This is a genomic window from Actinoallomurus sp. CA-150999, from assembly GCF_050942425.1.
Classification (GTDB): Bacteria; Actinomycetota; Actinomycetes; order Streptosporangiales; family Streptosporangiaceae; genus Actinoallomurus.
This window is the reverse complement of sequence record NZ_CP192063.1, coordinates 7673150-7694667: the sequence shown is the minus strand read 5'-3', so window position 1 is coordinate 7694667 and position 21518 is coordinate 7673150. Positions and strand designations below refer to the sequence as shown.

The 21518-nt window shown below is 71.4% G+C and carries 23 protein-coding genes; 20 read left to right on the top strand and 3 right to left on the bottom strand.

All coding sequences use genetic code 11. The features are described 5' to 3' along the window. Positions 1–14: 14 nt before the first annotated feature. The 11 genes from ACQP2O_RS35625 (at position 15) to ACQP2O_RS35575 (ending at position 9149) form a co-directional block, all read left to right on the top strand. Positions 15–422 carry a cupin domain-containing protein gene (locus ACQP2O_RS35625; RefSeq protein WP_433172896.1) on the top strand — a complete coding sequence of 136 codons (408 nt, stop codon included), beginning with the start codon at positions 15–17 and terminating at the stop codon, positions 420–422. Further along, positions 419–1696, top strand: a complete 1278-nt coding sequence (locus tag ACQP2O_RS35620) for a beta-ketoacyl-[acyl-carrier-protein] synthase family protein (RefSeq protein WP_433172894.1) — start codon at positions 419–421, stop codon at positions 1694–1696. The genes ACQP2O_RS35625 and ACQP2O_RS35620 overlap by 4 nt, the downstream gene beginning before the upstream one ends. Continuing rightward, complete coding sequence (locus ACQP2O_RS35615; protein WP_433172892.1) at positions 1689–2906, top strand: ketosynthase chain-length factor; 1218 nt, start codon at positions 1689–1691, stop codon at positions 2904–2906. Before ACQP2O_RS35620 ends, ACQP2O_RS35615 begins: the two co-directional genes overlap by 8 nt. Before the next feature lie 38 nt (positions 2907–2944). Beyond that, the gene (locus tag ACQP2O_RS35610) at positions 2945–3676 is read left to right on the top strand and encodes an SRPBCC family protein (protein ID WP_433172890.1); all 732 of its coding nucleotides are present in this window, start codon (positions 2945–2947) and stop codon (positions 3674–3676) included. Continuing rightward, complete coding sequence (locus ACQP2O_RS35605) at positions 3673–4029, top strand: acyl-CoA carboxylase epsilon subunit (RefSeq protein WP_433172888.1); 357 nt, start codon at positions 3673–3675, stop codon at positions 4027–4029. Before ACQP2O_RS35610 ends, ACQP2O_RS35605 begins: the two co-directional genes overlap by 4 nt. A 33-nt stretch (positions 4030–4062) precedes the next feature. Next, a complete protein-coding gene (locus tag ACQP2O_RS35600; protein ID WP_433172886.1) occupies positions 4063–4800 on the top strand; it encodes an SDR family NAD(P)-dependent oxidoreductase in 738 nt (245 codons plus the stop codon). A gap of 13 nt (positions 4801–4813) precedes the next feature. Continuing rightward, on the top strand, positions 4814–5155 hold the full coding sequence (locus tag ACQP2O_RS35595; protein ID WP_433172884.1) for an antibiotic biosynthesis monooxygenase family protein: 342 nt from the start codon (positions 4814–4816) through the stop codon (positions 5153–5155). Further along, positions 5152–5466 carry an antibiotic biosynthesis monooxygenase family protein gene (locus ACQP2O_RS35590; RefSeq protein ID WP_433172882.1) on the top strand — a complete coding sequence of 105 codons (315 nt, stop codon included), beginning with the start codon at positions 5152–5154 and terminating at the stop codon, positions 5464–5466. Before ACQP2O_RS35595 ends, ACQP2O_RS35590 begins: the two co-directional genes overlap by 4 nt. 20 nt (positions 5467–5486) lie before the next feature. Continuing rightward, complete coding sequence (locus ACQP2O_RS35585) at positions 5487–6671, top strand: FAD-dependent oxidoreductase (RefSeq protein WP_433172880.1); 1185 nt, start codon at positions 5487–5489, stop codon at positions 6669–6671. Positions 6672–6687: 16 nt separating this feature from the next. After that, the gene (locus ACQP2O_RS35580; protein ID WP_433172878.1) at positions 6688–7149 is read left to right on the top strand and encodes an anthrone oxygenase family protein; all 462 of its coding nucleotides are present in this window, start codon (positions 6688–6690) and stop codon (positions 7147–7149) included. Positions 7150–7394: 245 nt separating this feature from the next. After that, complete coding sequence (locus tag ACQP2O_RS35575; RefSeq protein WP_433172876.1) at positions 7395–9149, top strand: biotin carboxylase N-terminal domain-containing protein; 1755 nt, start codon at positions 7395–7397, stop codon at positions 9147–9149. Positions 9150–9188: 39 nt separating this feature from the next. Here ACQP2O_RS35575 and ACQP2O_RS35570 read toward each other — a convergent pair whose 3' ends face one another. Next, a complete protein-coding gene (locus tag ACQP2O_RS35570) occupies positions 9189–9671 on the bottom strand; it encodes a MarR family winged helix-turn-helix transcriptional regulator (RefSeq protein ID WP_433172874.1) in 483 nt (160 codons plus the stop codon). A gap of 140 nt (positions 9672–9811) precedes the next feature. Between ACQP2O_RS35570 and ACQP2O_RS35565 the strand changes: the two genes are divergently transcribed. Continuing rightward, the gene (locus ACQP2O_RS35565) at positions 9812–11521 is read left to right on the top strand and encodes an MFS transporter (RefSeq protein WP_433172872.1); all 1710 of its coding nucleotides are present in this window, start codon (positions 9812–9814) and stop codon (positions 11519–11521) included. A gap of 15 nt (positions 11522–11536) precedes the next feature. After that, positions 11537–12316 carry an SDR family NAD(P)-dependent oxidoreductase gene (locus ACQP2O_RS35560; RefSeq protein ID WP_433172870.1) on the top strand — a complete coding sequence of 260 codons (780 nt, stop codon included), beginning with the start codon at positions 11537–11539 and terminating at the stop codon, positions 12314–12316. A gap of 187 nt (positions 12317–12503) precedes the next feature. Here the strand turns inward: ACQP2O_RS35560 and ACQP2O_RS35555 are convergent, their stop codons facing one another. Both ACQP2O_RS35555 and ACQP2O_RS35550 read right to left on the bottom strand, forming a co-directional pair. After that, entirely contained in the window at positions 12504–13178 is a 675-nt protein-coding gene (locus ACQP2O_RS35555) for a VOC family protein (RefSeq protein ID WP_433172868.1), read from the bottom strand. A 231-nt stretch (positions 13179–13409) separates the two neighbouring features. Beyond that, positions 13410–14036 (bottom strand): TetR/AcrR family transcriptional regulator, encoded by a 627-nt coding sequence (locus tag ACQP2O_RS35550; protein WP_433172867.1) that lies wholly within the window; start codon positions 14034–14036, stop codon positions 13410–13412. 121 nt (positions 14037–14157) lie between these two features. Here ACQP2O_RS35550 and ACQP2O_RS35545 point away from each other — a divergent pair, with 121 nt between their 5' ends. The 7 genes from ACQP2O_RS35545 to ACQP2O_RS35515 all read left to right on the top strand — a co-directional run bounded on the left by ACQP2O_RS35545 (position 14158) and on the right by ACQP2O_RS35515 (position 21395). Next, complete coding sequence (locus ACQP2O_RS35545; RefSeq protein WP_433172865.1) at positions 14158–15039, top strand: methyltransferase domain-containing protein; 882 nt, start codon at positions 14158–14160, stop codon at positions 15037–15039. Between the two features lie 6 nt (positions 15040–15045). Next, entirely contained in the window at positions 15046–16704 is a 1659-nt protein-coding gene (locus ACQP2O_RS35540; RefSeq protein WP_433172863.1) for an NAD(P)/FAD-dependent oxidoreductase, read from the top strand. A 50-nt stretch (positions 16705–16754) separates the two neighbouring features. Beyond that, on the top strand, positions 16755–17195 hold the full coding sequence (locus ACQP2O_RS35535) for an ester cyclase (protein WP_433172862.1): 441 nt from the start codon (positions 16755–16757) through the stop codon (positions 17193–17195). A 67-nt stretch (positions 17196–17262) separates the two neighbouring features. Then, complete coding sequence (locus ACQP2O_RS35530) at positions 17263–17814, top strand: cupin domain-containing protein (RefSeq protein ID WP_433172860.1); 552 nt, start codon at positions 17263–17265, stop codon at positions 17812–17814. Continuing rightward, a complete protein-coding gene (locus ACQP2O_RS35525) occupies positions 17814–18254 on the top strand; it encodes an ester cyclase (RefSeq protein WP_433172858.1) in 441 nt (146 codons plus the stop codon). The genes ACQP2O_RS35530 and ACQP2O_RS35525 overlap by 1 nt, the downstream gene beginning before the upstream one ends. 119 nt (positions 18255–18373) lie before the next feature. Continuing rightward, positions 18374–19681 carry a cation:proton antiporter domain-containing protein gene (locus tag ACQP2O_RS35520; RefSeq protein WP_433172856.1) on the top strand — a complete coding sequence of 436 codons (1308 nt, stop codon included), beginning with the start codon at positions 18374–18376 and terminating at the stop codon, positions 19679–19681. Positions 19682–19712: 31 nt separating this feature from the next. Next, on the top strand, positions 19713–21395 hold the full coding sequence (locus tag ACQP2O_RS35515) for an NAD(P)/FAD-dependent oxidoreductase (RefSeq protein WP_433172854.1): 1683 nt from the start codon (positions 19713–19715) through the stop codon (positions 21393–21395). Positions 21396–21518: the final 123 nt, after the last annotated feature.

Below are 21518 nucleotides of genomic sequence, written 5' to 3'. Positions count from 1 at the left end.
AGGGAAGATCAGTGATGACCACGGGATGGGCCAAGATCGCCGCCGGCGACGTGCAGCCGAACCGTCGGCGCGGCGGTGACCTGCGGACTCTCCTGAGCCCCGCGACCGTCGAGTCGACCTCGGGGTTCATGGGAGTGCTGACGCTGGACCCGGGTGAGAGCGTCAGCGAGCACTACCACCCCTACTCGGAGGAGTTCGTCTACCTCGCCCGCGGCCACCTGACCATCCGGCTCGACGACCACCCGGTGCCGGTGTCCGTGGGCGAGGCCGTCTTCATCCCGAAGAACATGCGGCACCGCCTGGAGAACGACGGGGAGTGGCCGGCGCTCGTCGTCTTCCACCTGGGGCCGCTCGCGCCCCGTCCGGAGCTGGGCCACGTCGACACCGAGCCGTACCCGGAGCCCGCCGGAGACGCCCGATGAGCGGGCGGCGGGTCGCCATCACCGGCATCGGGGTCGTCGCCCCGGGCGGCGTCGGGACGAAGGCGTTCTGGGCGCTGCTCACCGAGGGCATGACCGCCACCCGCACCATCTCGCTGTTCGACCCGGCGGGCTTCCGCTCGCGTATCGCCGCGGAGTGCGACTTCGACCCGGCGGCCGAGGGGCTGTCGGCGGAGCAGATCGAGCGGACCGACCGCTGCGCGCAGTTCGCCGTGGTGTGTGCCCGGGAGGCGATCCAGGACAGCGAACTCGACCTGGCGGCGGTGGACCCCGGCCGGATCGGCGTCAGCGTCGGCAGCGCGGTCGGCAACACGATCACTCTCGAGCGGGAGTACGTCGTGGTGAGCGACTCGGGCCGCCGGTGGGTGGTCGACCCGGACAAGGCCTCGCTCCACCTGTACCGCGCGCTGATCCCCAGCACGATCGCGACCGAGGTGGCGTGGGAGTGCGGGGCGGAGGGCCCCGCGAGCGTGATCTCGACCGGCTGCACCTCCGGCCTGGACGCCGTCGCGCACGGCGCGCAGCTCATCGAGGAGGGCACCGCCGACGTCGTCATCGCCGGCGCGACGGACGCCCCGATCTCCCCGATCACGGTGGCGTGCTTCGACGCCATCAAGGCCACCTCGCCCAACAACGACGACCCCGAGCACGCCTCCCGGCCGTTCGACGCGAACCGCGACGGGTTCGTCCTCGGCGAGGGCGCGGCGGTGTTCGTCCTCGAGGACGCGGAGGCGGCGCGGCGGCGCGGCGCGCGCGTCTACTGCGAGATCGCCGGGTACGCGCAGCGGAGCAACGCCTACCACATGACCGGCCTGACGCGGCACGGCTCGGAGATGGCCGAGGCCATCCGCGTGGCCATGGACCGGGCCGGCGTGGCGCCGGAGGACGTCGACTACGTCAACGCGCACGGCTCCGGCACCAAGCAGAACGACCGGCACGAGACCGCCGCGGTCAAGGCCGCCCTGGGCCCTCGCGCGCACGAGATCCCGATGAGCTCGATCAAGTCGATGATCGGGCATTCGCTCGGTGCCATCGGCGCCATCGAGATCGCGGCGTCGGCGCTGGCCATCGAGTACGGCATCGTGCCGCCGACCGCCAACCTCCGCGAGCCGGACCCGGAGCTGGACCTCGACTACGTGCCCCGCGTCGCGCGCCGGCACCGCAGCGACGTCGTGCTCAGCGTGGGCAGCGGGTTCGGCGGGTTCCAGACGGCCATGCTGCTCGCGCGGCCAGAGGCGGTGACGACCAGTGCGTGAGCCGGGCGGCCGCGCCCTCGTCACCGGCCTGGCGGCGGTGGCCCCGAACGGTGCCGACACGAGGGAGTTCTGGGCGTCGACGCTGGCCGGAGTGAGTGGCCTGCGGCGGATCAGCCGGTTCAACGCCGAGGACTTCCCCGTACGGATCGCGGGCCTCGTCCCACTGCGGGACGGCGAGGACTGCGAACCGCGGCTGAACGTGCAGACCGACCGGTGGACCCAGCTGGCCCTGGTCGCCGGCGACCGGGCGCTCGCCGACGCCGGCCTCGTCCCGGCCGAGCTCCCGGCGTACGACATGGCGGTGATCACCGCGAGCTCGTCGGGCGGGAACGAGTTCGGGCAGCGGGAGATCCAGGCCCTCTGGAGCGAGGGACCCCGGTCGGTCGGCCCGTTCCAGTCCATCGCGTGGTTCTACGCGGCCACCACGGGCCAGCTGTCGATCAAGAACGGGATGAAGGGCCCGTGCGGGGTGCTCGTCACCGAGCAGGCGGGCGGTCTCGACGCCCTCGGCCAGGCCAGGCGGGCGCTGCGGCGCGACGCCGACGTCGTCCTCACCGGGGGCACCGAGGCACCTGTCGGCCCGTACGCGCTGACCTGCCAACTGACCTCCGGGCTGCTCAGCACCGTCGACGACCCGGCCCGCGCGTACCTGCCGTTCGACGTCGACGCGTGCGGCCACGTGCCCGGCGAGGGCGGCGCCATCCTCGTCGTCGAGAACGAGGAGCACGCGCGGGCGCGCGGCGCCCGCGTGTACGGCGAGGTCGCCGGGTACGCCGCGACCTTCGACCCGCGGCCCGGCTCCGGCCGGCCGCCCACACTCGCCCGCGCGATCGAGGGCGCGCTCGCCGACGCCGGAGTGGGCGCCGCCGACGTCGACGTCGTCTTCGCCGACGGCGCGGGCGTCCCCGACCAGGACCGGCGCGAGGCCGAGGCCCTCACCTCGGTGTTCGGGCCGCGCGGAGTGCCGGTCACGGCGCCCAAGACCCTCTACGGACGCCTCTACGCCGGCGGCCCGCCGCTGGACGTGGTCGCCGCTCTGCTGGCGATCCGGGACGGCGTCATCCCGCCGACGTACGGCGGAACGCGCCTCGCCCCCGGTTGCGACCTCGACCTGGTGCGCGAGGCCAGGCACGGAACGGTCCGCACGGCCCTGCTCGTGGCCCGCGGATTCGACGGATTCAACGCCGCACTGGTGGTCCGGGCCGCCTGACCGGCCCGGACCCGACTCACCGCGAAGGGACACCGCACATGGCGACGACACCGACACTCACCGAACTCGGTGAACTCGTACGCTCCTCCACGGGCGTGGAGATCGACATGGGGGAGGTGGAACGCCGGCCGACCGTCACCTTCGAGGAACTCGACGTGGACTCGCTCGGGCTGCTCAGCGTCATCGCCTCGCTCGAGAAACGGTACGGCGTCGCGCTCGGCGTCGACGTCGAGCAGTGCACGACCTTCCCCGCCCTGATGACGGCGGTGGAGGAGGCCGTCGCCACTGCGGCCCCCGAGCCCGCGGGGCACACCGACAACACGATCGTCATCAACGCGCCCTTCGACCTGGTGTGGGCCATGACGAACGACGTGCCGTCGTGGCCGACGCTGTTCAGCGAGTACGCCGAGGCGACCGTGCTGGAGCGCCGGGGCGAGACCCTGCGGTTCCGCCTCTCGATGTACCCCGACGAGAACGGCACGGTCTGGAGCTGGGTCTCCGAGCGGACGCCCGACCGCGCCGGCCGGGCCGTGACCGCCCGCCGAGTGGAGACCGGGCCGTTCGACTACATGAACATCCGCTGGACCTACCGCGACGTCGAGGGCGGCGTCGAGATGCGCTGGGTCCAGGACTTCCACATGAAGCCGGAAGCGCCCGTCGACGACGCGCAGATGACCGAGCGGATCAACGTCAACACCACCGTCCAGATGGCCCGGATCAAGGAGATCGTCGAGAAGGCGGCCCGCGACGTCCGGGTGGAGGTCCCGTGACCGGCGGCGAGCGCCGTACGGGTGCAGCTCCGGTGACGGGCGACCCGCGACGTACGGACGGCGGTCCCGTGACCGGCGGCGAGCGCCGTACCGGTGGAGCTTCGGTGACGGGCGGGCCGCGACGTACGGACGGCGGCTCCGTGACCGGCGGGGAGCGGCCCTTTTTCAGTGTCGTCGCCGGGCGGCCCACCCCCGAGGAACTGGCCGCGCTGACGGCCGCGCTGCTGACCGTCACGCGCCGGAGGTGGGCCGAGCGGGCCGATGTCGTACGGCCCGTCCACTGGCGGCCCCAGGCTCCGCGAAGCGCGTGCTCCTGGCAGCGGCCCCGCGACGACTGGGCCGGCGTCGCGTAGCCGCACCCCACCGCACCGAGGAGACGGAAGCACATGGACTTCGAACTCAAGGGCAAGCACGCGATCCTCACCGGAGGCAGCCGCGGCATCGGGCGGGCGACGGTGCTCGCCCTCGCACGGCAGGGGGTCACGGTCACCACCTGTCACGTCCGGGACAGCGACGACGTCGGCTCCCTCGCCGACGAGCTCACCGGACTGGGCGCCGACCACCTCATCGTCCGCTGCGACGTCGCCGAAGAGGCGCAGGTCGAGCGGCTCGTCGACCAGGCGTACGAGCGCTTCGGCCCCGTCGACCTGCTCGTCAACAACGCCGGCGTCATCAGCCACCTGCCGCTGGACCACCTCGGTCCGGACGAATGGCGGCGGGTGGTCGACACCAACCTCACCGGGATGTACCACACGATCAGGAAGGCGCTGCCGCGGTTCGCGCCGGGGGCGTCGGTCGTGAACATCACCTCGGCCGTCGCGCGGCACGGCATGCCGGCCGCCGCCCACTACGTGGCGTCCAAGGCGGCCGTGATGGGCCTGACCCGCGCGCTGTGCAAGGAGTTCGGTCCGCGCGGCGTCCGGATCAACGCGATCGCGTCCGGCCTGATCGAGACGGACCAGATGGGCGCCGTCAGCGACGAGGGGCGCGCGAAGTACCACGAAATGATCCCTCTGGGGCGCATCGGACGGCCCGAGGAGATCGCCCAGACCGTGCTGTTCCTGGCGAGCGGCGCGGCGTCGTACATCACCGGCGCGACCCTCGACGTCGACGGCGGCATCTAGAAGGGAGATCGGCATGGTGCGCACCGTGCTCAAGATGCGGGTCCGAGAGGGCTGCGAGCAGTCCTTCGAGGAGGTCTGGGCGCAGGCCGCGTCCGATATCAGCCGGTATCCCGGTCAGCTCGGCCAGTCGCTCATGCGTGAGCAGGACGAGCCGAGGACCTACGTGATCATGGCGGACTGGGAGAGCACCCGCCACCTCGACGACTTCGAGCACAGCCCGATCCGGCAGAGGCTCAGCGCGGCGCTGACGCCGTTGCGCGAGTTCGCTCAGAAGACGGTCCTCGACGGTGTGCGCGAACTCGACGTGCGCGAGCTCGACACCGTCGGCGAGAACGGAAGGAAACGACAGTCATGACCGTCCGCATCATGGTCCACGCGACCATCAGGGAAGAGCACCGGCAGGCCTTCGAGGAGGCCTACCGCCAGGTCACCGCCACCGTCCGCGGCACCCCGGGGCACCTGCGCGACCAGCTGCTGCGGGACACCGACGACCCGGCTCGCTACACCCTGCTGGCCGAGTGGGAGAGCGAAGAGGCCTTCCGCCGCTGGGAGGACGACCCCATGCACCGGCGGATGGCGGAGCCGATGTACCCCTACTGGGCCGACGGCGGGATCGTCCGCAAGATCTTCGACGTCCGCGCGACGCTCGACAGCCAGCCGGCCTGATCCGTACCCGGAGGGAAGCGATGCCTGGAGCGGGAGCCGATCGGGTGATCGTCGTGGGCGCCGGGATCGCCGGTCTGACGACGGCCATCGCGTTGCGCCGGGAAGGCGTGAAGGCCGAGGTGTTCGAACGGCGCGACGAGCCGAGCCGCCTGCTGACCGGCGGCGGCTTCATGCTCTGGCACAACGCGATCCTCGCGCTGCGCCGGATCGGCCTGGACGGCCGGGTGACGGACGCGGGCGAACCGATCCGATTCCATGAGTTCCGGTCCGCCGGCGGGCGCCGTCTCGCCCGCTGGCGGATCGACCCGAAGACCGAGAGCTGCGGGGCCCCGGCCATCGCGCTGCGCCGCTCCGCGCTGAACACCATATTGATGGAGGAGGCGGGCGACGGCGTCCACCTCGGCGCCCGCCTCACCTCCGTCGAGCAGGACGACGACGGGGTCACCGCCTATTTCGATGACGGCCGCAGCGTGCGCGGCGACGTCCTCATCGGCGCGGACGGGCTGCGCTCCACCGTTCGCGGCGCGCTGCGCCGCTGGCACGAGGCACCGCCGCGCCACGCCGGGTACACCGCGTGGCAGGCCATCACCCGGCTGCCCGGCGAGGACCTCGTCCCGACCGGGACGTTCTTCAACCTGTGGGGCCGGGGCCTGCGCTTCCTGTACTGCCGGCTGAACGAGCACGAGGTCTACTGGGACGCCATCACGAGCGATCGGCTCCGCGACCGGTTCGACACCGTACGGTCCGGGCGGCGGGCCGTCCTCGCCGAGGGGTACCGCGACTGGCCGGCCCCGATCCCGCAGATCATCGAGTCGACCGACGAGAACGCCATCCTGCCCATCGAGATCTTCGACCGGCCGCCGGGCGAGACGTGGGGCCACGGCCGGGTCACGCTCGTCGGCGACGCCGCGCACCCGATGACCCTCAACCTCAGCCAGGGCGCCGGACAGGGCATCGAGAGCGCGGTCGTCCTCGGCCGGACGCTCGCGGCGGGCGCGGGCGACCCGGTCCGCGCGCTGCGCGAGTACGAGGAGCGCCGCCGCGCCCGGACCGCCGACATGGTGAACACCTCCTGGTGGATCGGCGCGATGGGGCGCCCGCGCGGCGCGCTGCTGTGCGGCCTGCGCAACGCCTTCATGCGCGCGACCTTCGACACGTTCGCCTTCCGCCAGAGCTACTCGCTGATGCTCGACACGGACTTTTGAGCCGGGAGGAGATGGCATGGTGCGCGCCGTACTGATCGGGCTGTTCCTGCTCGGCACCGGATCGCTGGCCGGCGTCCTGCTCGCCGTGGAGATGGCCATGGTGCCGATGCTGTGCGCGCTGCGCGGCGACCGCTGGGTCGAGGTGCACCGCCTGCTGGACCCGGGGTTCGATCCGCTGATGCCCCGGGTGAACCGCGTGGTGCTGGCGCTGGGCATCGTGCTCATCGTGGTGGCCGGCCCGGCCCCTGCGCGGGTCGCCTTCGGCCTCGCGGTCGCCGGGATCGTCGGCGTCGCCCTGGTCTCGGAGCTGCGCAACGTGCCGATGAACCGCCGGATCGACGCCTGGGCCGCCGACGGCCTGCCGGACGACTGGCCCCGGCTGCGCGAGCGCTGGGCTCGCGCGAACCGCCTCCGGACGCTGTTCGCCGCCGCAGGCTTCGCGGCCGCCGTCTGCGGCGCGGCGTTCGCCCGGACCTGAGGCGTTCCCGTGACGGGAACGGTTCGCCGGGACACGGGGTGCCTGGATGTGGGCGTCCGTCGGGACGTGAGGTGCCTGGATGTGAGCGTCCGTCGGGACATGGGGTGCCTGGATGTGAGCGTCCGTCGGGACATGGGGTGCCTGGATGTGAGCGTCCGTCGGGACATGGGGTGCCCGGATGTGGGCGCCCGTCGGGACGTGGGGAGCCGGGACATGAGCGGCCGCCTGGACATGAGGAGCCGAACGTGCGCAAGGTGCTGATCGCGAACCGGGGAGAGATCGCCGTACGAGTGGCGCGCGCCTGCCGCGACGCCGGGATCGCCAGTGTCGCGGTGTACGCCGACCAGGACCGCGAGGCCGTCCACCCGCGCCTCGCCGACGAGGCGTACGCGCTGGGCGGGTCCGCCGTCGCCGACACCTATCTGAACATCGAGCGGATCCTGGAGGTCGCCGCCCGCTCCGGAGCGGACGCCGTCCACCCCGGGTACGGCTTCCTCTCGGAGAGCGCAGAGTTCGCCGAGGCGGTCGTCGCCGCCGGTCTGACGTGGATCGGGCCGCCGCCCGCCGCGATGCGCGCGGTGGGGGACAAGCTCGCCGCGCGGGCCCTGGCCGGCCGGGTCGGCGCGCCCATGGTCGCCGGCTCGCCGGACGCCCTCGCCGACCCGGAGGCGGTGGCGGCCTTCGCCCGCGAGCACGGCCTGCCGGTCGCCATCAAGGCGGCCTTCGGCGGCGGCGGACGCGGACTGAAGGTCGCCTGGACGCTCGAGGAGATCCCGGAGCTGTTCGCCTCGGCCACCCGGGAGGCGGTGACGGCGTTCGGGCGCGCGGAGTGCTTCGTCGAGCGGTACCTCGACCGGCCGCGCCATGTCGAGACCCAGTGCCTGGCCGACGTCCACGGCAACGTCGTCGTCGTGTCCACGCGCGACTGCACTCTGCAGCGCCGGCACCAGAAGCTGGTGGAGGAGGCCCCGGCGCCGTACCTCACCGCCGCGCAGACCGAGCGCCTGTACGCCGCCTCGAAGGCGATCCTGCGGGAAGCGGGCTACGTGGGTGCGGGGACCTGTGAGTTCCTCGTCGGCGCGGACGGTGCGATCAGCTTCCTGGAGGTCAACACCCGGCTGCAGGTCGAGCACCCGGTCAGCGAGGAGGTCACCGGTCTCGACCTCGTACGGGAGCAGCTGCGCATCGCGGCCGGCGAGGAGCTCGGGTACGACGACCCGCCCGTACGCGGGCACGCGATCGAGTTCCGAATCAACGCCGAGGACCCGGGCCGGAACTTCCTTCCCCAGCCCGGCCTCGTGACGCACTGGGACCCGCCGTCGGGGCCGGGTGTCCGGGTCGACTCCGGGGCGACGGAGGGCAGCACGGTCCCGCGCGAGTTCGACTCGATGCTCGCCAAGCTCATCGTCTCGGGCCGGGACCGGGCGCAGGCCCTCGAGCGCGCCCGGCGCGCGCTGGCCGAGTTCGAGGTGGACGGGCTGGCGACGGTGCTGCCGTTCCACCGGGCGGTCGCCGGAGAGCCGGCCTTCACCGACGCGCCGTTCCGCGTGTACACCCGCTGGATCGAAGAGGAGTTCGCCGGGCGGATCCCGACCCGGCCCGCGCCGGAGGCCGAGGACCTGCCCGAGCCATCGGGGCGGGAGCACCTCACCGTCGAGGTGGACGGACGCCGCTTCGAGGTCGTCGTCCCCGAGCTCGCCGTGGCCACCGCGCCGGCGGCCGCGCGCCGTCCGCTGCGGAGCGTGGGCCCCCGCGGCGGCGCCACGGCCGGGGCGCCGGCCGGGAACGACCTGATGAGCCCGATGCAGGGCTCCGTCGTGAAGGTGGCGGTGGCCGAGGGCGACCAGGTCGAGGCGGGTGGGCTCGTGCTGGTCATCGAGGCGATGAAGATGGAGCAGCCGGTGCCCGCGCACCGCGCCGGCGTCGTCCGCGACCTGGCGGCGGCCGCAGGCGATGCCCTGTCCGCCGGAACCCTCATCTGCCGCATCACCGACGAGTGACCCGGGCCGGCCGGGACGCCCGGCCGGCCATCGCCACGGTCAGCTGTGCACGGGCGTGTGGCGGCGGGCGGGGGAGAAGGTCTCGACGTTGCCGATCACCCGGCTCAGGTACCCCACGAACTGCTCGATCTCCTCGGGGGAGAAGCCGTCGAGGACGTGCTCTCCGCTCGTGCTGACCACGGCGGACAGCCGTTCGAACGTCTGTCGGCCCGCGTCGGTCAGGTCGACGATGGCGGCTCGGCGGTCGGAGCTGGTGCGGCGGCGAACGATCAGGCCCTCGGCCTCCATGCGCGCCAGGTGCCGGGTCAGCGTGGGGCCCTCGACGCCCAGCATGTCAGCGAGCTCCCGCTGGATCAGCGGGCCCTTCGCCTTGAGTGCGAACAGCGCCGTCCAGACGGCGAAGCTCGAACCGGCGGCCGCCAGGTGCTGCTCCATGTAGCCGCGCGCCGCCTTCGCCGCGAAGTTCAGCTGGCGGCCCAGCGTGTGCCTGGCGCCTGTCGCCATGTCTTCGTCGTCTCGCATTTCTCAACTCCCGCGTTAACGCCCGATGTCGATTCTCGTCCATCGCCGCCGGCCCTCGGTACCGGCCTTGACGCGCCACAACAAACTAGTTAGCTTGCTAAGTAGTTTACCTCAGAAACTCACTCGACGGGAGAACCGCCGTGGTAGCCGGTGAATCCGCGCTGAGCACCGACTCGGCGCGCAACGTCTCAGAGCCGGGGCCGATGGACGCGAAGGCGTGGATCGGCCTCATCGTCATCCTCCTGGCCGCCTTCATGGAGCTGCTGGACGTCAGCGTCGTCAGCGTCGCCATCCCCGCGATCCAGAAGGACATCGACGCGACGTACGCCCAGATTCAGTGGACCCTCGCGGGCTATCAGCTCGCCTTCGCGGCCGGGATGATCACCGGGGGCCGCCTCGGTGACATCTTCGGGCGCAAACGCATGTTCATGACGGGCGTGGTGGCGTTCACCCTGGCGTCGCTGCTGTGCGGGCTGGCGACCGGCCCGGAGATGCTCATCGCGTCCCGGGTGGTCCAGGGCCTCGCGGCGTCCGTGATGTTCCCGCAGGTCCTCGCGATCATGCACGTCTCCTTCCCGGAGGACAAGCGCGCCGCGGTCTTCGGCGCGTTCGGCGCGATGGCCGGCCTCTCCGGCATCGCCGGTCCGCTGCTCGGCGGCGTCCTCGTGAACGCCGATCTCTTCGGCTGGGACTGGCGCACGATCTTCCTCATCAACCTTCCGGTCGGCGTGATCGCGGTGGCGCTCGCGCCGGCGCTCGTCAAGGAGTCGCGCGCGACCCAGCGGGTCCGGCTCGACCTGCTCGGCGTGCTGCTCGTCACCGCCGCGATCGTCCTGCTGGTGTACCCGGTGATCCAGGGCCGCGACGCCGGCTGGCCCGCGTGGACGTGGATCTCCATGGTGGCCTCGATCCCGGTCTTCGTCGCCTTCGTCCTCTGGCAGCAGGCCAGGAAGCGGCGGAGCGGCAGCCCGCTGATCGAGCTGCGGCTCTTCCGGCAGCGCGCCTTCAGCGCGGGACTCTTCGTCAGCCTGCTGTTCTGGACCGCGATCGCGTCGGTCTTCCTCGTCCTGACGATCTTCCTTCAGGCGGGGTGGAACTACACGCCGCTGCACACCGGCCTGACCTTCCTCCCGCTCGCCGGCGCGTCCTTCGTCGGCTCCGGGCTCGCCGTGCGGCTCGCGCCGAAGATCGGCCGTATGGTCGTCCAGCTCGGCTGCCTGATCTGCATCGCGGGGATCGTCTGGCTCATCGTCACGGTGCACGACAAGACCGCCGACCTCACGACGGGCCGGCTCTCGCCGTCGTTCGTGGTGTTCGGCGTCGGGCTCGGCCTGCTGATCGCGACCCTCAACGACCTCATCCTCACCGGCGTCCGCAACGACGACACCGGCTCGGCCACCGGTGTCCTGAACACCGCCGGTCAGGTGGCGGGCGCCGTCGGCGTCGCCGTGATCGGCCTGATCTTCTTCGGCCAACTCGCGAACCGGTCGGACGAGGCCGTGGCGGCCGGCGTGCCCAAACTGCGCCAGGAACTGCGGACGGCCGGCGTGCCCGCGCCGGCGATCGACGGGGTCGTGACCGGCTTCAAGGTCTGCTACCACGACATCGCCCACGCCAAGGACCCGACCCAGACCCCGCCGAGCTGCGGGAAGATGACCGCCGGGCTCGATCAGCAGGCCATGGGCGCCGTACAGGCGTCGGTGGCGAAGGTACGGCCGACGGTGCAGCGGCGGGACTTCTCCGACTCCCTCGTGCCGAGCCTGTACTACCAGATCGCGGTGTTCGCCGGGACGTTCCTGCTCGTCTTCTTCCTGCCTCGCCGGACCAGCGGCGAGATGCACGGTCACTGAGAGGGAGGCCGTCCCATGACCGAGACGTACGCCCCGCCGTTCGCGGGCAAGGTCGCGCTGGTCACCGGCGCGAGCAGCGGCATCGGCGCGGCCACCGCGCGGCTGCTCGCAGAGCGCGGTGCCGCCGTGGCCGTCAACTACCACCGGTCCAAGGACCGCGCCGAGGAACTCGCCGAGAAGCTCACGTCGGCGGGCGCCCGGGCGATGGCCGTCCAGGCGGACGTGACCGACGAGGCGCAGACCAGGTCCATGGTCGAGGAGACCGAGGTGCGGCTCGGTCCGCTCGACGTCCTGGTCCTCAACGCCGCGGGCGTCCGCGGCCACGAGGCACGGATCGCGCCGACCGTCGACCTCGCCTGGGAGGACGTCGCCTTCGTCGCGGAACGCCAGCTGAAAGCGATCTTCCATCCGGTCAAGGCGACGCTGCCCGGGTTCCTCGAACGGGGGAGCGGGTCCATCGTGATGGTGGGGGCCGCGCTGGCCCGCCGCCAGGCCGCCGGCTTCCTCGCGCTGGCGCTCGCCAAGTCCGGCGTCGAGGCGGCGGTCAAGACCCTCGCCCGCGAGGTCGGCCCCCGGGGCATCCGGGTGAACGGCGTGGGCCCGGGACTGATCCTCAGCCCGATCGGCGAGCGGATGCCGGAGGCGGCGCGGCGCGCGGCGGCCGAACGTGCCGCACTGCGGCGCAACGGCACCCCCGAGGACGTCGCCGAGGTGATCGCCTTCCTGGCGTCGGACCACGCGTCGTACCTGACCGGCGAGTACATGCTCGTCGACGGAGGCACCGCGATGATCTGAGGCGTCCGGGCGGCCGGTCGGAGGTGAGCGGGGTCCGACACGGTGGCGGGCCCCGGGGGAGGGGTCGGCCGTCCGGACGGACGCCGGCGGGCGGACGAGACGGGTGACACCGTCGTCCGTGCCGGCACCGGGCGAAAAGGCCGGGGCGTGATCGCCCCGGCCTTTTCGTATTCGGTCCCCGACGGCTCTACAGGTCGGCCGGGTCCCTGCGCAGCGTCACCTCGCGCCCGGACGCGGTGCGCACGGTGACCGCGCGCACGCCCGGCCGACCGGGCACGACCGCCAGCGGCAGCCGGTCGAAGGTCTCGGCACCGATGTGCTCCCGCAGTTCCCCGGCGTCAGCGCCGATCTCCAGCCGGGTCACGGCCACCCCGCGCTCACCGTGCTCCGCCGTCCCACGATCCGGGTTGGTGGCCGGGTCCTCCCGGTAGAACCAGTTCGGCAGCCCCCGGCGCCAGCACGTGTCGAGCGCGCGGCCGGGGCCGGGCGCGGTGGTGATGATGCGCTGGGTGCCGTCGGGCTGGACACGCCCCGGAAGCCGCGCCACCTCGCCGCCGAGCCGCTGCGCGACCGCGGCCAGCTCCTCAAGGGTGTCGGCGCGCAGGCTCCAGAACATCCACCGGTCGCCGTCCGCGACGGCCTGGCTGAACCAGGCGGCCCCCGCTTCCCGCACGGCTGCGGGGGCCGCCGTCACCGCCTCGACCTCCAGGTAGACGTCCCCGCCGAGCGGGAAGATCGTGTTCGCGATGCCGCCGGCGAAGACGCCACCGTCGTAGTGGGCGAGTCCTGTCTCCTCCTGCACCCGGTGGACGCCGTCGCCCAACTCGCGGACGCCCAGGCAGAGGTGATCAAGATGAAACATGTCGATCCTTTCCGGGCCGGCTCCTCTCGCAGCCTGCGATCGAGCTCGGGTGGCGGGTCGAACGGGCAACGGCCTCGGACCATCGGGCACTGGGGCACGTCGGACTGAACCTCCGGCATCGCAGACCGACTGCGGAGAGTCACCGAACGATTGTTCGGATACTTACCGAACAAACGTTAGTAATCTTGGGACAACTTGTCCACCGTCCCGATCGGGAGCAGGCGCCGTGGTTCAGGCGAAGACGAGTGAAACGAACTCGTCGACGAACGACAGCACCGAGTCCGCATCGGTGTGCTTGGCGGAGTTCTGGAAGAGGGCCACGCGACCGTGCGCGCCGACGAACGCGATCACGGCGGCTCGCTCCGCGGGCACCCGGAGTGCGACCCCGGCCTCGGCGCAGCGCGCGAAGCCGGCGACGAGCAGGTCGATCACGTCGACCAGTGGCCCGGCCTGCCGAACGCCGGGCGCGGTCGGGGGAGGCCCGTTGGCCGTCATCAGCCGGTAGTGCCCTGGGTTCTCCATCGCGAACCGGCAGGAGGCGTGGAGCATCGCCCGTACGCGGCCCACCGCGTCGCCGGAGTCCACGCGATCCTCGGCTGCCTCCATCGCGGTGTGCAGCCGGGCGAACTCGTAGTCGGTGAGGCCCGCGACGAGCGCGGCACGATCGGTGAAGTGCTGGTAGATGCTGGCCGGCGCGATACCGGCGGCGCGGGCGACGCCACGGATGGTCAGCCCGTCCTCCCCGTCGAGCTCGGACAGCAACCGGCTGGCCGCGGCGAGGATCTCCCCGCGCAGCCGCTCACCTTCCCCCCAACGGTTGCGCGTGCGCGGAGCGCTGACCTGGACCTCTTTCGACACCTACCTATTCTTACCCCCCGGCCACCCGGCCGCGACCCGGCCCTGGCCGGACGACCGGCGACGAGGGTCGCCTATTTCTTCCCTAATCAAGAATTAATCGCTGCTCGCCATGATATGGGCAATGCCGAAACGGGAGCTGCCCATGACCTCCATTTTCGATCAGTTCGAGCGGCGTGAAACGGGATTCGACGACGTCGACAAGACCTCTATCAGCGGCGCCTTTCCGGAATACCTGGAACGCATGGCCACGGATCTGGCCGCCGTCAAGCGCGCCCTGCACCGGCTGCTCGACCCTCGGCCCGGGCAGCGGATCCTGGACGTGGGCTGCGGCACCGGCGTGGACGTCCTCGCCGTCGCCGAGCACGTGGGGCCCGACGGCTACGTGGTCGGGATGGACAACAGCACGGTGATGGTCGACGCGGCGCGCAAGCAGGCCGCCGAGCGCGGCCTGCCGGCCGAGTTCGTCGTCGGGGACGCCCACGAGCCCGCGTTCCCGGACGACACCTTCGACAGCGCCCGGTCGGAGCGGGTCCTGCAGCACGTGGCCGACCCGTCCCGCGTCGTGGCCGAGCTCGTCCGCGTGACCAAGCCCGGCGGAACGGTGCTGGTCGCGGACCTCGACCACGGCATGTGGGCGCCCGACGCCGAGGACCGGGAGACGACCCGTACCGTCCTGGCGCGCTGGTTCGACTACATCGCCAATCCGTGGGTCGCCCGGCAGGGACCCCGGCTCCTCCGGTCCGCGGGCGTCAAGGACGTCCAGGTGACCGTCCTCCCCGTGGTGATGACCGCCCTCGAGGCCGCCGACGCCATGACGGGGCTCGGCCGCGCGGCCAAGCTGCTCGCGGCCGAAGGGGTCATCTCCGCGGAGCAGGCGCAGGCCTGGGACGACGACCTTCGCCGCCGCCAGGAGGAGGGCCTCTTCTTCATGTGCGGCGCGATGCTCGTCGCCTACGGCCGGGTCGGACGCCCCATTTCCGACACAGTCTCAGAAGGGAGATGAGCTCTGGTGTCCGCCAAGACCCATGAGTGCGACGTCGTGATCCTCGGATCGGGCATCGCCGGCTCGATGCTGGGCGCGATCCTGGCCCGGAAGGGGTGGAAGGTCGTCCTCGTCGACGCGGCCACGCACCCGAGGTTCGCGGTCGGCGAGTCGATGATCCCGCAGTTCGCCGCGTTCCTGCAGATCCTCGCGGTCCGCTACGACGTACCGGAGATCGCGGCGCTCTGCGACGTGAAGACGATCAACGAGCAGGTCAGCAACACGTTCGGGGTCAAGCGTCACTTCGGCTTCATGGTGCACCGGCCCGGCGAGGAGCCGGACCCGCGCGAGTCGAACCAGTTCGTCATCCCCAAGACGCTGACCGAGGCCAGCCACCTGTTCCGCCAGGACAGCGACGCGTACATGTTCCGGATCGCGGCCAAGTACGGCTGCGACACGCGGCAGCAGTGGCGCGCGATGGAGGTCGACTTCGACGACGACGGCGTCACGGTCGTCGGCCAGAACGGGGAGCGGTTCCGGGCCCGGTACATCGTCGACGCCAGCGGGTTCCGCTCGCCGCTGGCCGAGAAGTTCGACCTGCGTGAGAAGCCGTCCCGCCTGAAGCACCACTCACGGTCGATGTTCACCCACATGATCGGCGTCACGCCGTTCGACGACGTGAGCGGTCACCCCAGGGCCGAGCGGCCGCCCGTGCCCTGGCACGAGGGCACGATGCACCACATGTTCGAGCGCGGCTGGTTCTGGATCATCCCGTTCGACAATTACAAGCTCTCACGCAATCCGCTGTGCAGCGTCGGACTGACCTTCGACGAACGGCTCTATCCCAAGCCCGAAGACATGACTCCGGAAGAGGAGTTCAATTACTGGCTCGACCGGTTTCCGGCGGTCAAGCGTCAGTTCACGAACGCGCGGCGGGTGCGCGAATGGGTGTCGACGCCCCGGCTGCAGTATTCCTCGAAGAATTCGATCGGCTACCGCTGGTGCCTCATGGCGCATGCCGCGGGATTCATCGACCCGCTCTTCTCGCGCGGCCTGTCGAACACCGCCGAGGTCATCAACTCGCTTGCCTGGCGCCTGCTGGACGCCCTGGAGGACGACGACTTCTCGGTCGAGCGGTTCGAGTTCGTCGAGCACCTCGAGCAGCGGCTGCTCGACTACCACGACGACATCGTCAACTGCTCGTTCATCGGCTTCTCGCACTTCAAGCTGTGGGACGCCGTCTTCCGGGTCTGGGGATTCGCGACGACGCCGGCGACCATGCGGCTCACCCGCGCGCTGATGCGCTACCGGCTCGACGGTGACAACGACGACCACTTCAAGGAGCTCGAGAAGGCGCCGCACACCGGCCTGTGGTGGCCGGAGAGCGACAAGTTCAAGCGCATCATCGACACGACCGTCGAGGCCTGCGAGAAGTACGAGGTCGGCGAGCTCGACGGGGACGCGGCCGCGGACCGGATCTTCACGATGATCCAGGAGTCCGACATCGTCCCGCATCCGTTCGGCTGGAAGGACCGCGACCAGCGGTACATCTTCCCCTCGCCGCGGCAGATGATCCACTTCATGAGCTGGGCGACCACGGCGGCGCCGCCGGAGATCAAAGAGCTCGGCCGCGACACCCTGCGCGGACTCGCCGCCTCCGCCGTACGCCGCAAGAAGCTCCTCTGATCCTCAGCGATCTTTTCGACCCTCAGCGATTCCCGGCAACCGAAGGAGGAATGGTGGTCGACGCCGCCCTCAGCGAGAAGAACAAGCAGATCGTCCTGACCGCGATGACGCTGCTCACGGGAGAGAACGCCGACAAGCTCGACGAGCTCTTCCACCCCGACTACCGCGACCACAACGCGCCGCCCGGCGCCACACAGGGCAGCAAGCGCGTCCTGGAGGTCGCCGCCCAGGTCCTCAAGACCTTCCCCGACCTCCGGTACGAGGTCGAGGCGGCGATCGCCGAGGACGACCTCGTGTCGCTGCGGCTGGTCATGCGCGGCACGCACAAGGGGCCGCTCATGGGCATGGGCCTGCCGGCCACCGGCAAGGAGGTCGCGGTCAAGCACCTGCACATGATCCGCGTCGTCGACGGCCGGATCAGCGACCACTGGGCCGTCCGCGACGACCTGACCATGATGCGCCAGCTGGGCGTCATCCCCGACCCCGCCTGACCTCCCGGGCCGGGCGGCGGGCCGTCGTCCCGCCGCCCGGACCTCACGTAGACAAGGAGCCAGACCAATGACGTTGGCGCCCGCGAAGCTGGTGATCCGGGACGAGGTCGACCCCGTCCGCTGGATGGGCGAGCAGGGCCGTTTCCTGCTCCGCAAGGAGGACACCGGCGGCCTCTACACCTTCATGGAGATCACCACGCCGCCGGACGGCGGCCCGCCGCTGCACATCCATGACACCGAGGACGAGGCCTTCTTCGTGACCGAGGGCAAGTACGAGATCCGGGTCGACGGGGAGCTCCACGTCGCGACGCCCGGCACCCTCGCGTACGGGCCGCGCGGGGTCGCCCACCAGTTCCGCAACATCTCCGACGCCCCCTCGCGGATGCTCGTCATCGTCACGCCCGGCGGGGTCGAGGACTTCTTCATCGGGCTGAGCGAACTGCTGCGCGACGGCCGCCGCCCGGAGTGGGAGGAGATGGTGGCGCACGCCACCAAGCACAACGTACGAGGCTTCCGGCCGATGGGCGGCCCACCCGCCGGCATACCGGGCGGCCCGGGAGCGGGCATGCCGCGGCGCCCGGGTGCGGGTGCGCCGGGCGTACGCGGGCCGGCGAGCTGATGGACGCGTCCGTCGGCCTGGACGTCCAGGAGGCGAACAAGGAGCTCGCCCGCCGCTGGTTCCGGGAGGGCTGGGAAGGGGGCAACGTGGACGTCGCCGACCAGATCTTCGCCCCGGACCTCCTGCTGCGCGGCCGAAGGGTCGGGCCGGACGGCCCGAAGCGCAGCGTGCGGCACCGGCGGGCGGCCTTCGCCGACATGAGCGTTCACATCGACCTCCAGGTCGCCGAGGGCGATCTGGTGGTCACCCACTTCACGACGCACGCCCGGCACGTCGGCGAGTTCTGCGGAGTGCCGCCCACGGGCCGCGTCGTCACGGCGAGCGGCATCGTGATCTGGAAGGTACGGGACGGCCGCGTGGTCGAGGACCGCAACGCCTTCGACCGGTGGGCGGTCGTCTCGCAGATCGACCCCGCCCTGACCTACGCCCGCGCCGACTGACCAGTTCGTCCCGGCCCGTGCGGGCCGGCCGGCCCGCACGGGCGGAGTGCCGGGCTCCGGTCGAGGGATACCCGTCCGGCCCGGCCACGCACGCCGGCGTCCCTCTAGTGAGGTCCTGAATGAAAAGCCTTGCTCAGCACTCTGACCTGATCGTCGCGGCCGTGATGGCCGATATCGCCATCGTCCTGATCGCCGGGAGCGTGCTCGGCAGGGTGGCCCGGTACCTCCGGCAGCCGCCGGTGGTCGGAGAGATCGTCGCCGGGATCGCGCTCGGCCCGAGCCTGCTCGGCCTGCTGCCCGGCGACCTGACCCATCGCCTGTTCCCGGTCGCCGCGCGGCCGTTCCTCTCCGCGGTCTCCCAGGTCGGCCTGCTGGTCTTCATGTTCGGGATCGGCTGGGAGTTCGACAAGAAGCTGCTGCGGGGGCGCGGCCGCACCGCCGCGGCGGTGTCGCTCACCTCGATCGTGCTGGCCTTCGCGCTGGGCTTCGGCCTGGCGACGTTGCTGTATCCCCACCATTCCCGCTTCGGCGGTCACCACATCTCGTTCGTCGCGTTCGCGCTGTTCATGGGTGCGGCGATGTCGATCACCGCGTTCCCGGTGCTGGCCCGGATCCTGGCCGAGCACCGGATGATGGCGACGTCGGTCGGGGCGCTCGCGCTGGCGAGCGCGGCCGTGGACGACGTGCTGGCGTGGTGCCTCCTCGCCCTGGTCGCGGCGATCGTCACCGCGAGCGGTCCGGGGGACCTGCTGCAGATCGGGCTGCTGGCGGCGCTCTACGTGGGCGTGATGGTCGTCGTCGTGCGCCCGCTGCTCGCCGCCGTGGTCCGCAGGTGGGCCCATGACCGGGTGCCGCGCCGGCTGATCATCCTCATCGTCGCCGGGCTGTTCCTGTCGTCGTACGCCACGACGTGGATCGGCATTCACCCGATCTTCGGGGCCTTCGCCTTCGGGTTCATCATGCCGCGCGAGCCGATGAAGGTCCTGCGCGACGGCGTGAAGCAGCCGCTCGACAACATCAGCATGGTCCTGCTGCCGGTCTTCTTCATCGTCACCGGCCTGGGCGTCGACATCGGGGCCATCTCCGGATACGGCTACCTCGAGCTCGCGGGCATCGTCCTGGTGGCCTGCGCGGGCAAGCTGGTGGGCGCGGCGACGCCCGGCCTGCTGTCGGGGATGCGCTGGCGCGACGCCGGCACCCTGGGCCTGCTGATGAACACGCGGGGCCTGACCGAGCTGGTCATCCTCAACGCCGGGGTGAGCCTCAGGGTCCTCGACCCGCGGATGTTCACGATGATGGTCCTGATGGCGCTGGTGACCACCGCGATGGCCGGCCCGCTCCTGCCGAACGCCCCACTCCCCGCCGACGAGCCCGTCCCGGTCGGGACGCCGGAGTCGCGCATGGCCGGGAGCGGCGCCCGGGCTTAGACGAATCAACGCCAATTCTGCGGAGGAGACCATGCCATACGCGCGGAGCCGCGACAGGGGCCCGTACGACGTCATCATCCTCGGGTCGGGCATCGCCGGCTCGGTGCTGGGAGCCGTCCTCGCCCGGAACGGCGCGAGCGTGCTGCTCGTCGACGCCGGGGTCCACCCGAGGTTCGCGGTGGGGGAGTCCACCACGCTGTACACGCTCAAGGCGATGCGGCTGCTGGCCGCGAGGTACGGCGTGCCGGAGCTGGAGGCGATCACATCGTACGAGGACTGCATCGACGCGATCGGTCCCACGTCCGGCACGAAACGGCACTTCGGCTTCATGCTGCACCACGAGGGCGAGGAGCCGGACCCGGCCGAGACGAACCAGTTCAGCCCGCCGTCGAAGGCCCTTCAGACGAGCCATCTGCACCGTCAGGACAGCGACTCCTACCTCTTCCACACGGCGATCGGGTACGGCTGTGTCGCGCGGCAGGGGTTCCGGGTGACCGACATCGACCTGGGCGAGGACGAGGTCACGATCACCGGCCCGGGCGGCGAGCGCCACACGGGCCGCTATCTCGTCGACGCCAGCGGCTTCCGGTCGCCGGTCGCGGAGAAGCTGGGGCTGCGGGCCGACCCGTCGGCGCTCAAGCACCACTCCCGGTCCCTGTTCACCCACATGCTGGACGTCCGGCCCACCGACGAGTGCCTGACAATGGAAGGCCGGGACATGCCGCCCATCCCGTGGGTGCAGGGCACGATGCACCACATGTTCGACCGGGGCTGGTTCTGGGTCATCCCGTTCAACAACGACCCGCGCTCGAAGAACCCCCTCGTCAGCGTCGGTCTCACCCTCGACGAGCGGATGTACCCCAAGCCGGACGACATGTCGCCCGAGGAGGACTTCTACCGGCACGCGAGCCGCTTCCCGGCCGTGGAGCGGATCTTCGCCGACGCCCGGACCGTACGGCCCTGGGTGTCCACCGGCCGGCTGCAGTACACCTCGACGCGGACCGTCGGCCACCGCTGGTGCCTGATGTCGCACGCGGCCGGCTTCATCGACCCGTTGTTCTCCCGGGGCCTCACCAACACGATGGAGGTGATCAACTCCCTCACGTGGCGGCTGCTCGCGGCGCTGAAGGACGATGACTTCTCCGCCGAGCGCTTCGAGTACGTCGAGCGGCTCCAGCAGGGGCTCATCCGGCACAACGACGAGCTGGTCAACTGCTCGTTCATCGGGTTCACCGGGTACGAGCTGTGGAACGCCGTCTACCGGGTGTGGTGCGCCGCCGAGGTGCCGATCAACCTGAGGTTCGACCGCTACATCGAGCGGTTCCTGCGTACGGGCGACGACGACGTCCTGAAGGCGATGGAGGACGTCCCGTACCCGGGCCTGCTCATGCCGGATCTGCACGGGTACGCCGCGCTCTGGCGCGAGATGGTGGACGTCTGCGAGAGCGTCGACCGCGGTGAGCGGGAGGCCGCCGAGGCGGGACGGCACCTGCTCCAGCGGGTCACCGGCTCCGACGCGGTGCTGCGCGGCATCGGCATCGAGCGGCCCGAGCGGCGCTTCCTGTTCCCGGACGGGCCCGAGCTGAAGGGCATGGCCCGGTGGCTCGCGGCCGACGCGCCGGCGGAGATGCGCTACCTCACTCGCGGCGTCGACGACCGAGGGCGCCCGGTGACGGAAGCCGTGGCCAGGGAGGAACTCGCCATCCCGGGCTGAGACCGGCGGCCGGGGACGAACTCGGCTGAGGGACGAACCGGCCGTCCAGGGCGAGGACGCCCATCCTCGGCGGCCCCCGTTGACGGGCCCGGACGCGGTCGTACATCGTTACTTTGCTAACTA

Excerpts from the sequence above, each read along its gene's own strand:
- ACQP2O_RS35535 (WP_433172862.1), top strand. The coding sequence starts at position 16,755 with ATGGTGGTCGACGCCGCCCTCAGCGAGAAGAACAAGCAGATCGTCCTG.
- ACQP2O_RS35525 (WP_433172858.1), top strand. The coding sequence starts at position 17,814 with ATGGACGCGTCCGTCGGCCTGGACGTCCAGGAGGCGAACAAGGAGCTC.
- ACQP2O_RS35585 (WP_433172880.1), top strand. The coding sequence starts at position 5,487 with ATGCCTGGAGCGGGAGCCGATCGGGTGATCGTCGTGGGCGCCGGGATC.
- ACQP2O_RS35625 (WP_433172896.1), top strand. The coding sequence starts at position 15 with ATGACCACGGGATGGGCCAAGATCGCCGCCGGCGACGTGCAGCCGAAC.
- ACQP2O_RS35545 (WP_433172865.1), top strand. The coding sequence starts at position 14,158 with ATGCCGAAACGGGAGCTGCCCATGACCTCCATTTTCGATCAGTTCGAG.
- ACQP2O_RS35515 (WP_433172854.1), top strand. The coding sequence starts at position 19,713 with ATGCCATACGCGCGGAGCCGCGACAGGGGCCCGTACGACGTCATCATC.
- ACQP2O_RS35590 (WP_433172882.1), top strand. The coding sequence starts at position 5,152 with ATGACCGTCCGCATCATGGTCCACGCGACCATCAGGGAAGAGCACCGG.
- ACQP2O_RS35560 (WP_433172870.1), top strand. The coding sequence starts at position 11,537 with ATGACCGAGACGTACGCCCCGCCGTTCGCGGGCAAGGTCGCGCTGGTC.
- ACQP2O_RS35570 (WP_433172874.1), bottom strand. The coding sequence starts at position 9,671 with ATGCGAGACGACGAAGACATGGCGACAGGCGCCAGGCACACGCTGGGC.
- ACQP2O_RS35530 (WP_433172860.1), top strand. The coding sequence starts at position 17,263 with ATGACGTTGGCGCCCGCGAAGCTGGTGATCCGGGACGAGGTCGACCCC.
- ACQP2O_RS35555 (WP_433172868.1), bottom strand. The coding sequence starts at position 13,178 with ATGTTTCATCTTGATCACCTCTGCCTGGGCGTCCGCGAGTTGGGCGAC.
- ACQP2O_RS35620 (WP_433172894.1), top strand. The coding sequence starts at position 419 with ATGAGCGGGCGGCGGGTCGCCATCACCGGCATCGGGGTCGTCGCCCCG.
- ACQP2O_RS35600 (WP_433172886.1), top strand. The coding sequence starts at position 4,063 with ATGGACTTCGAACTCAAGGGCAAGCACGCGATCCTCACCGGAGGCAGC.
- ACQP2O_RS35580 (WP_433172878.1), top strand. The coding sequence starts at position 6,688 with ATGGTGCGCGCCGTACTGATCGGGCTGTTCCTGCTCGGCACCGGATCG.
- ACQP2O_RS35595 (WP_433172884.1), top strand. The coding sequence starts at position 4,814 with ATGGTGCGCACCGTGCTCAAGATGCGGGTCCGAGAGGGCTGCGAGCAG.
- ACQP2O_RS35610 (WP_433172890.1), top strand. The coding sequence starts at position 2,945 with ATGGCGACGACACCGACACTCACCGAACTCGGTGAACTCGTACGCTCC.
- ACQP2O_RS35520 (WP_433172856.1), top strand. The coding sequence starts at position 18,374 with ATGAAAAGCCTTGCTCAGCACTCTGACCTGATCGTCGCGGCCGTGATG.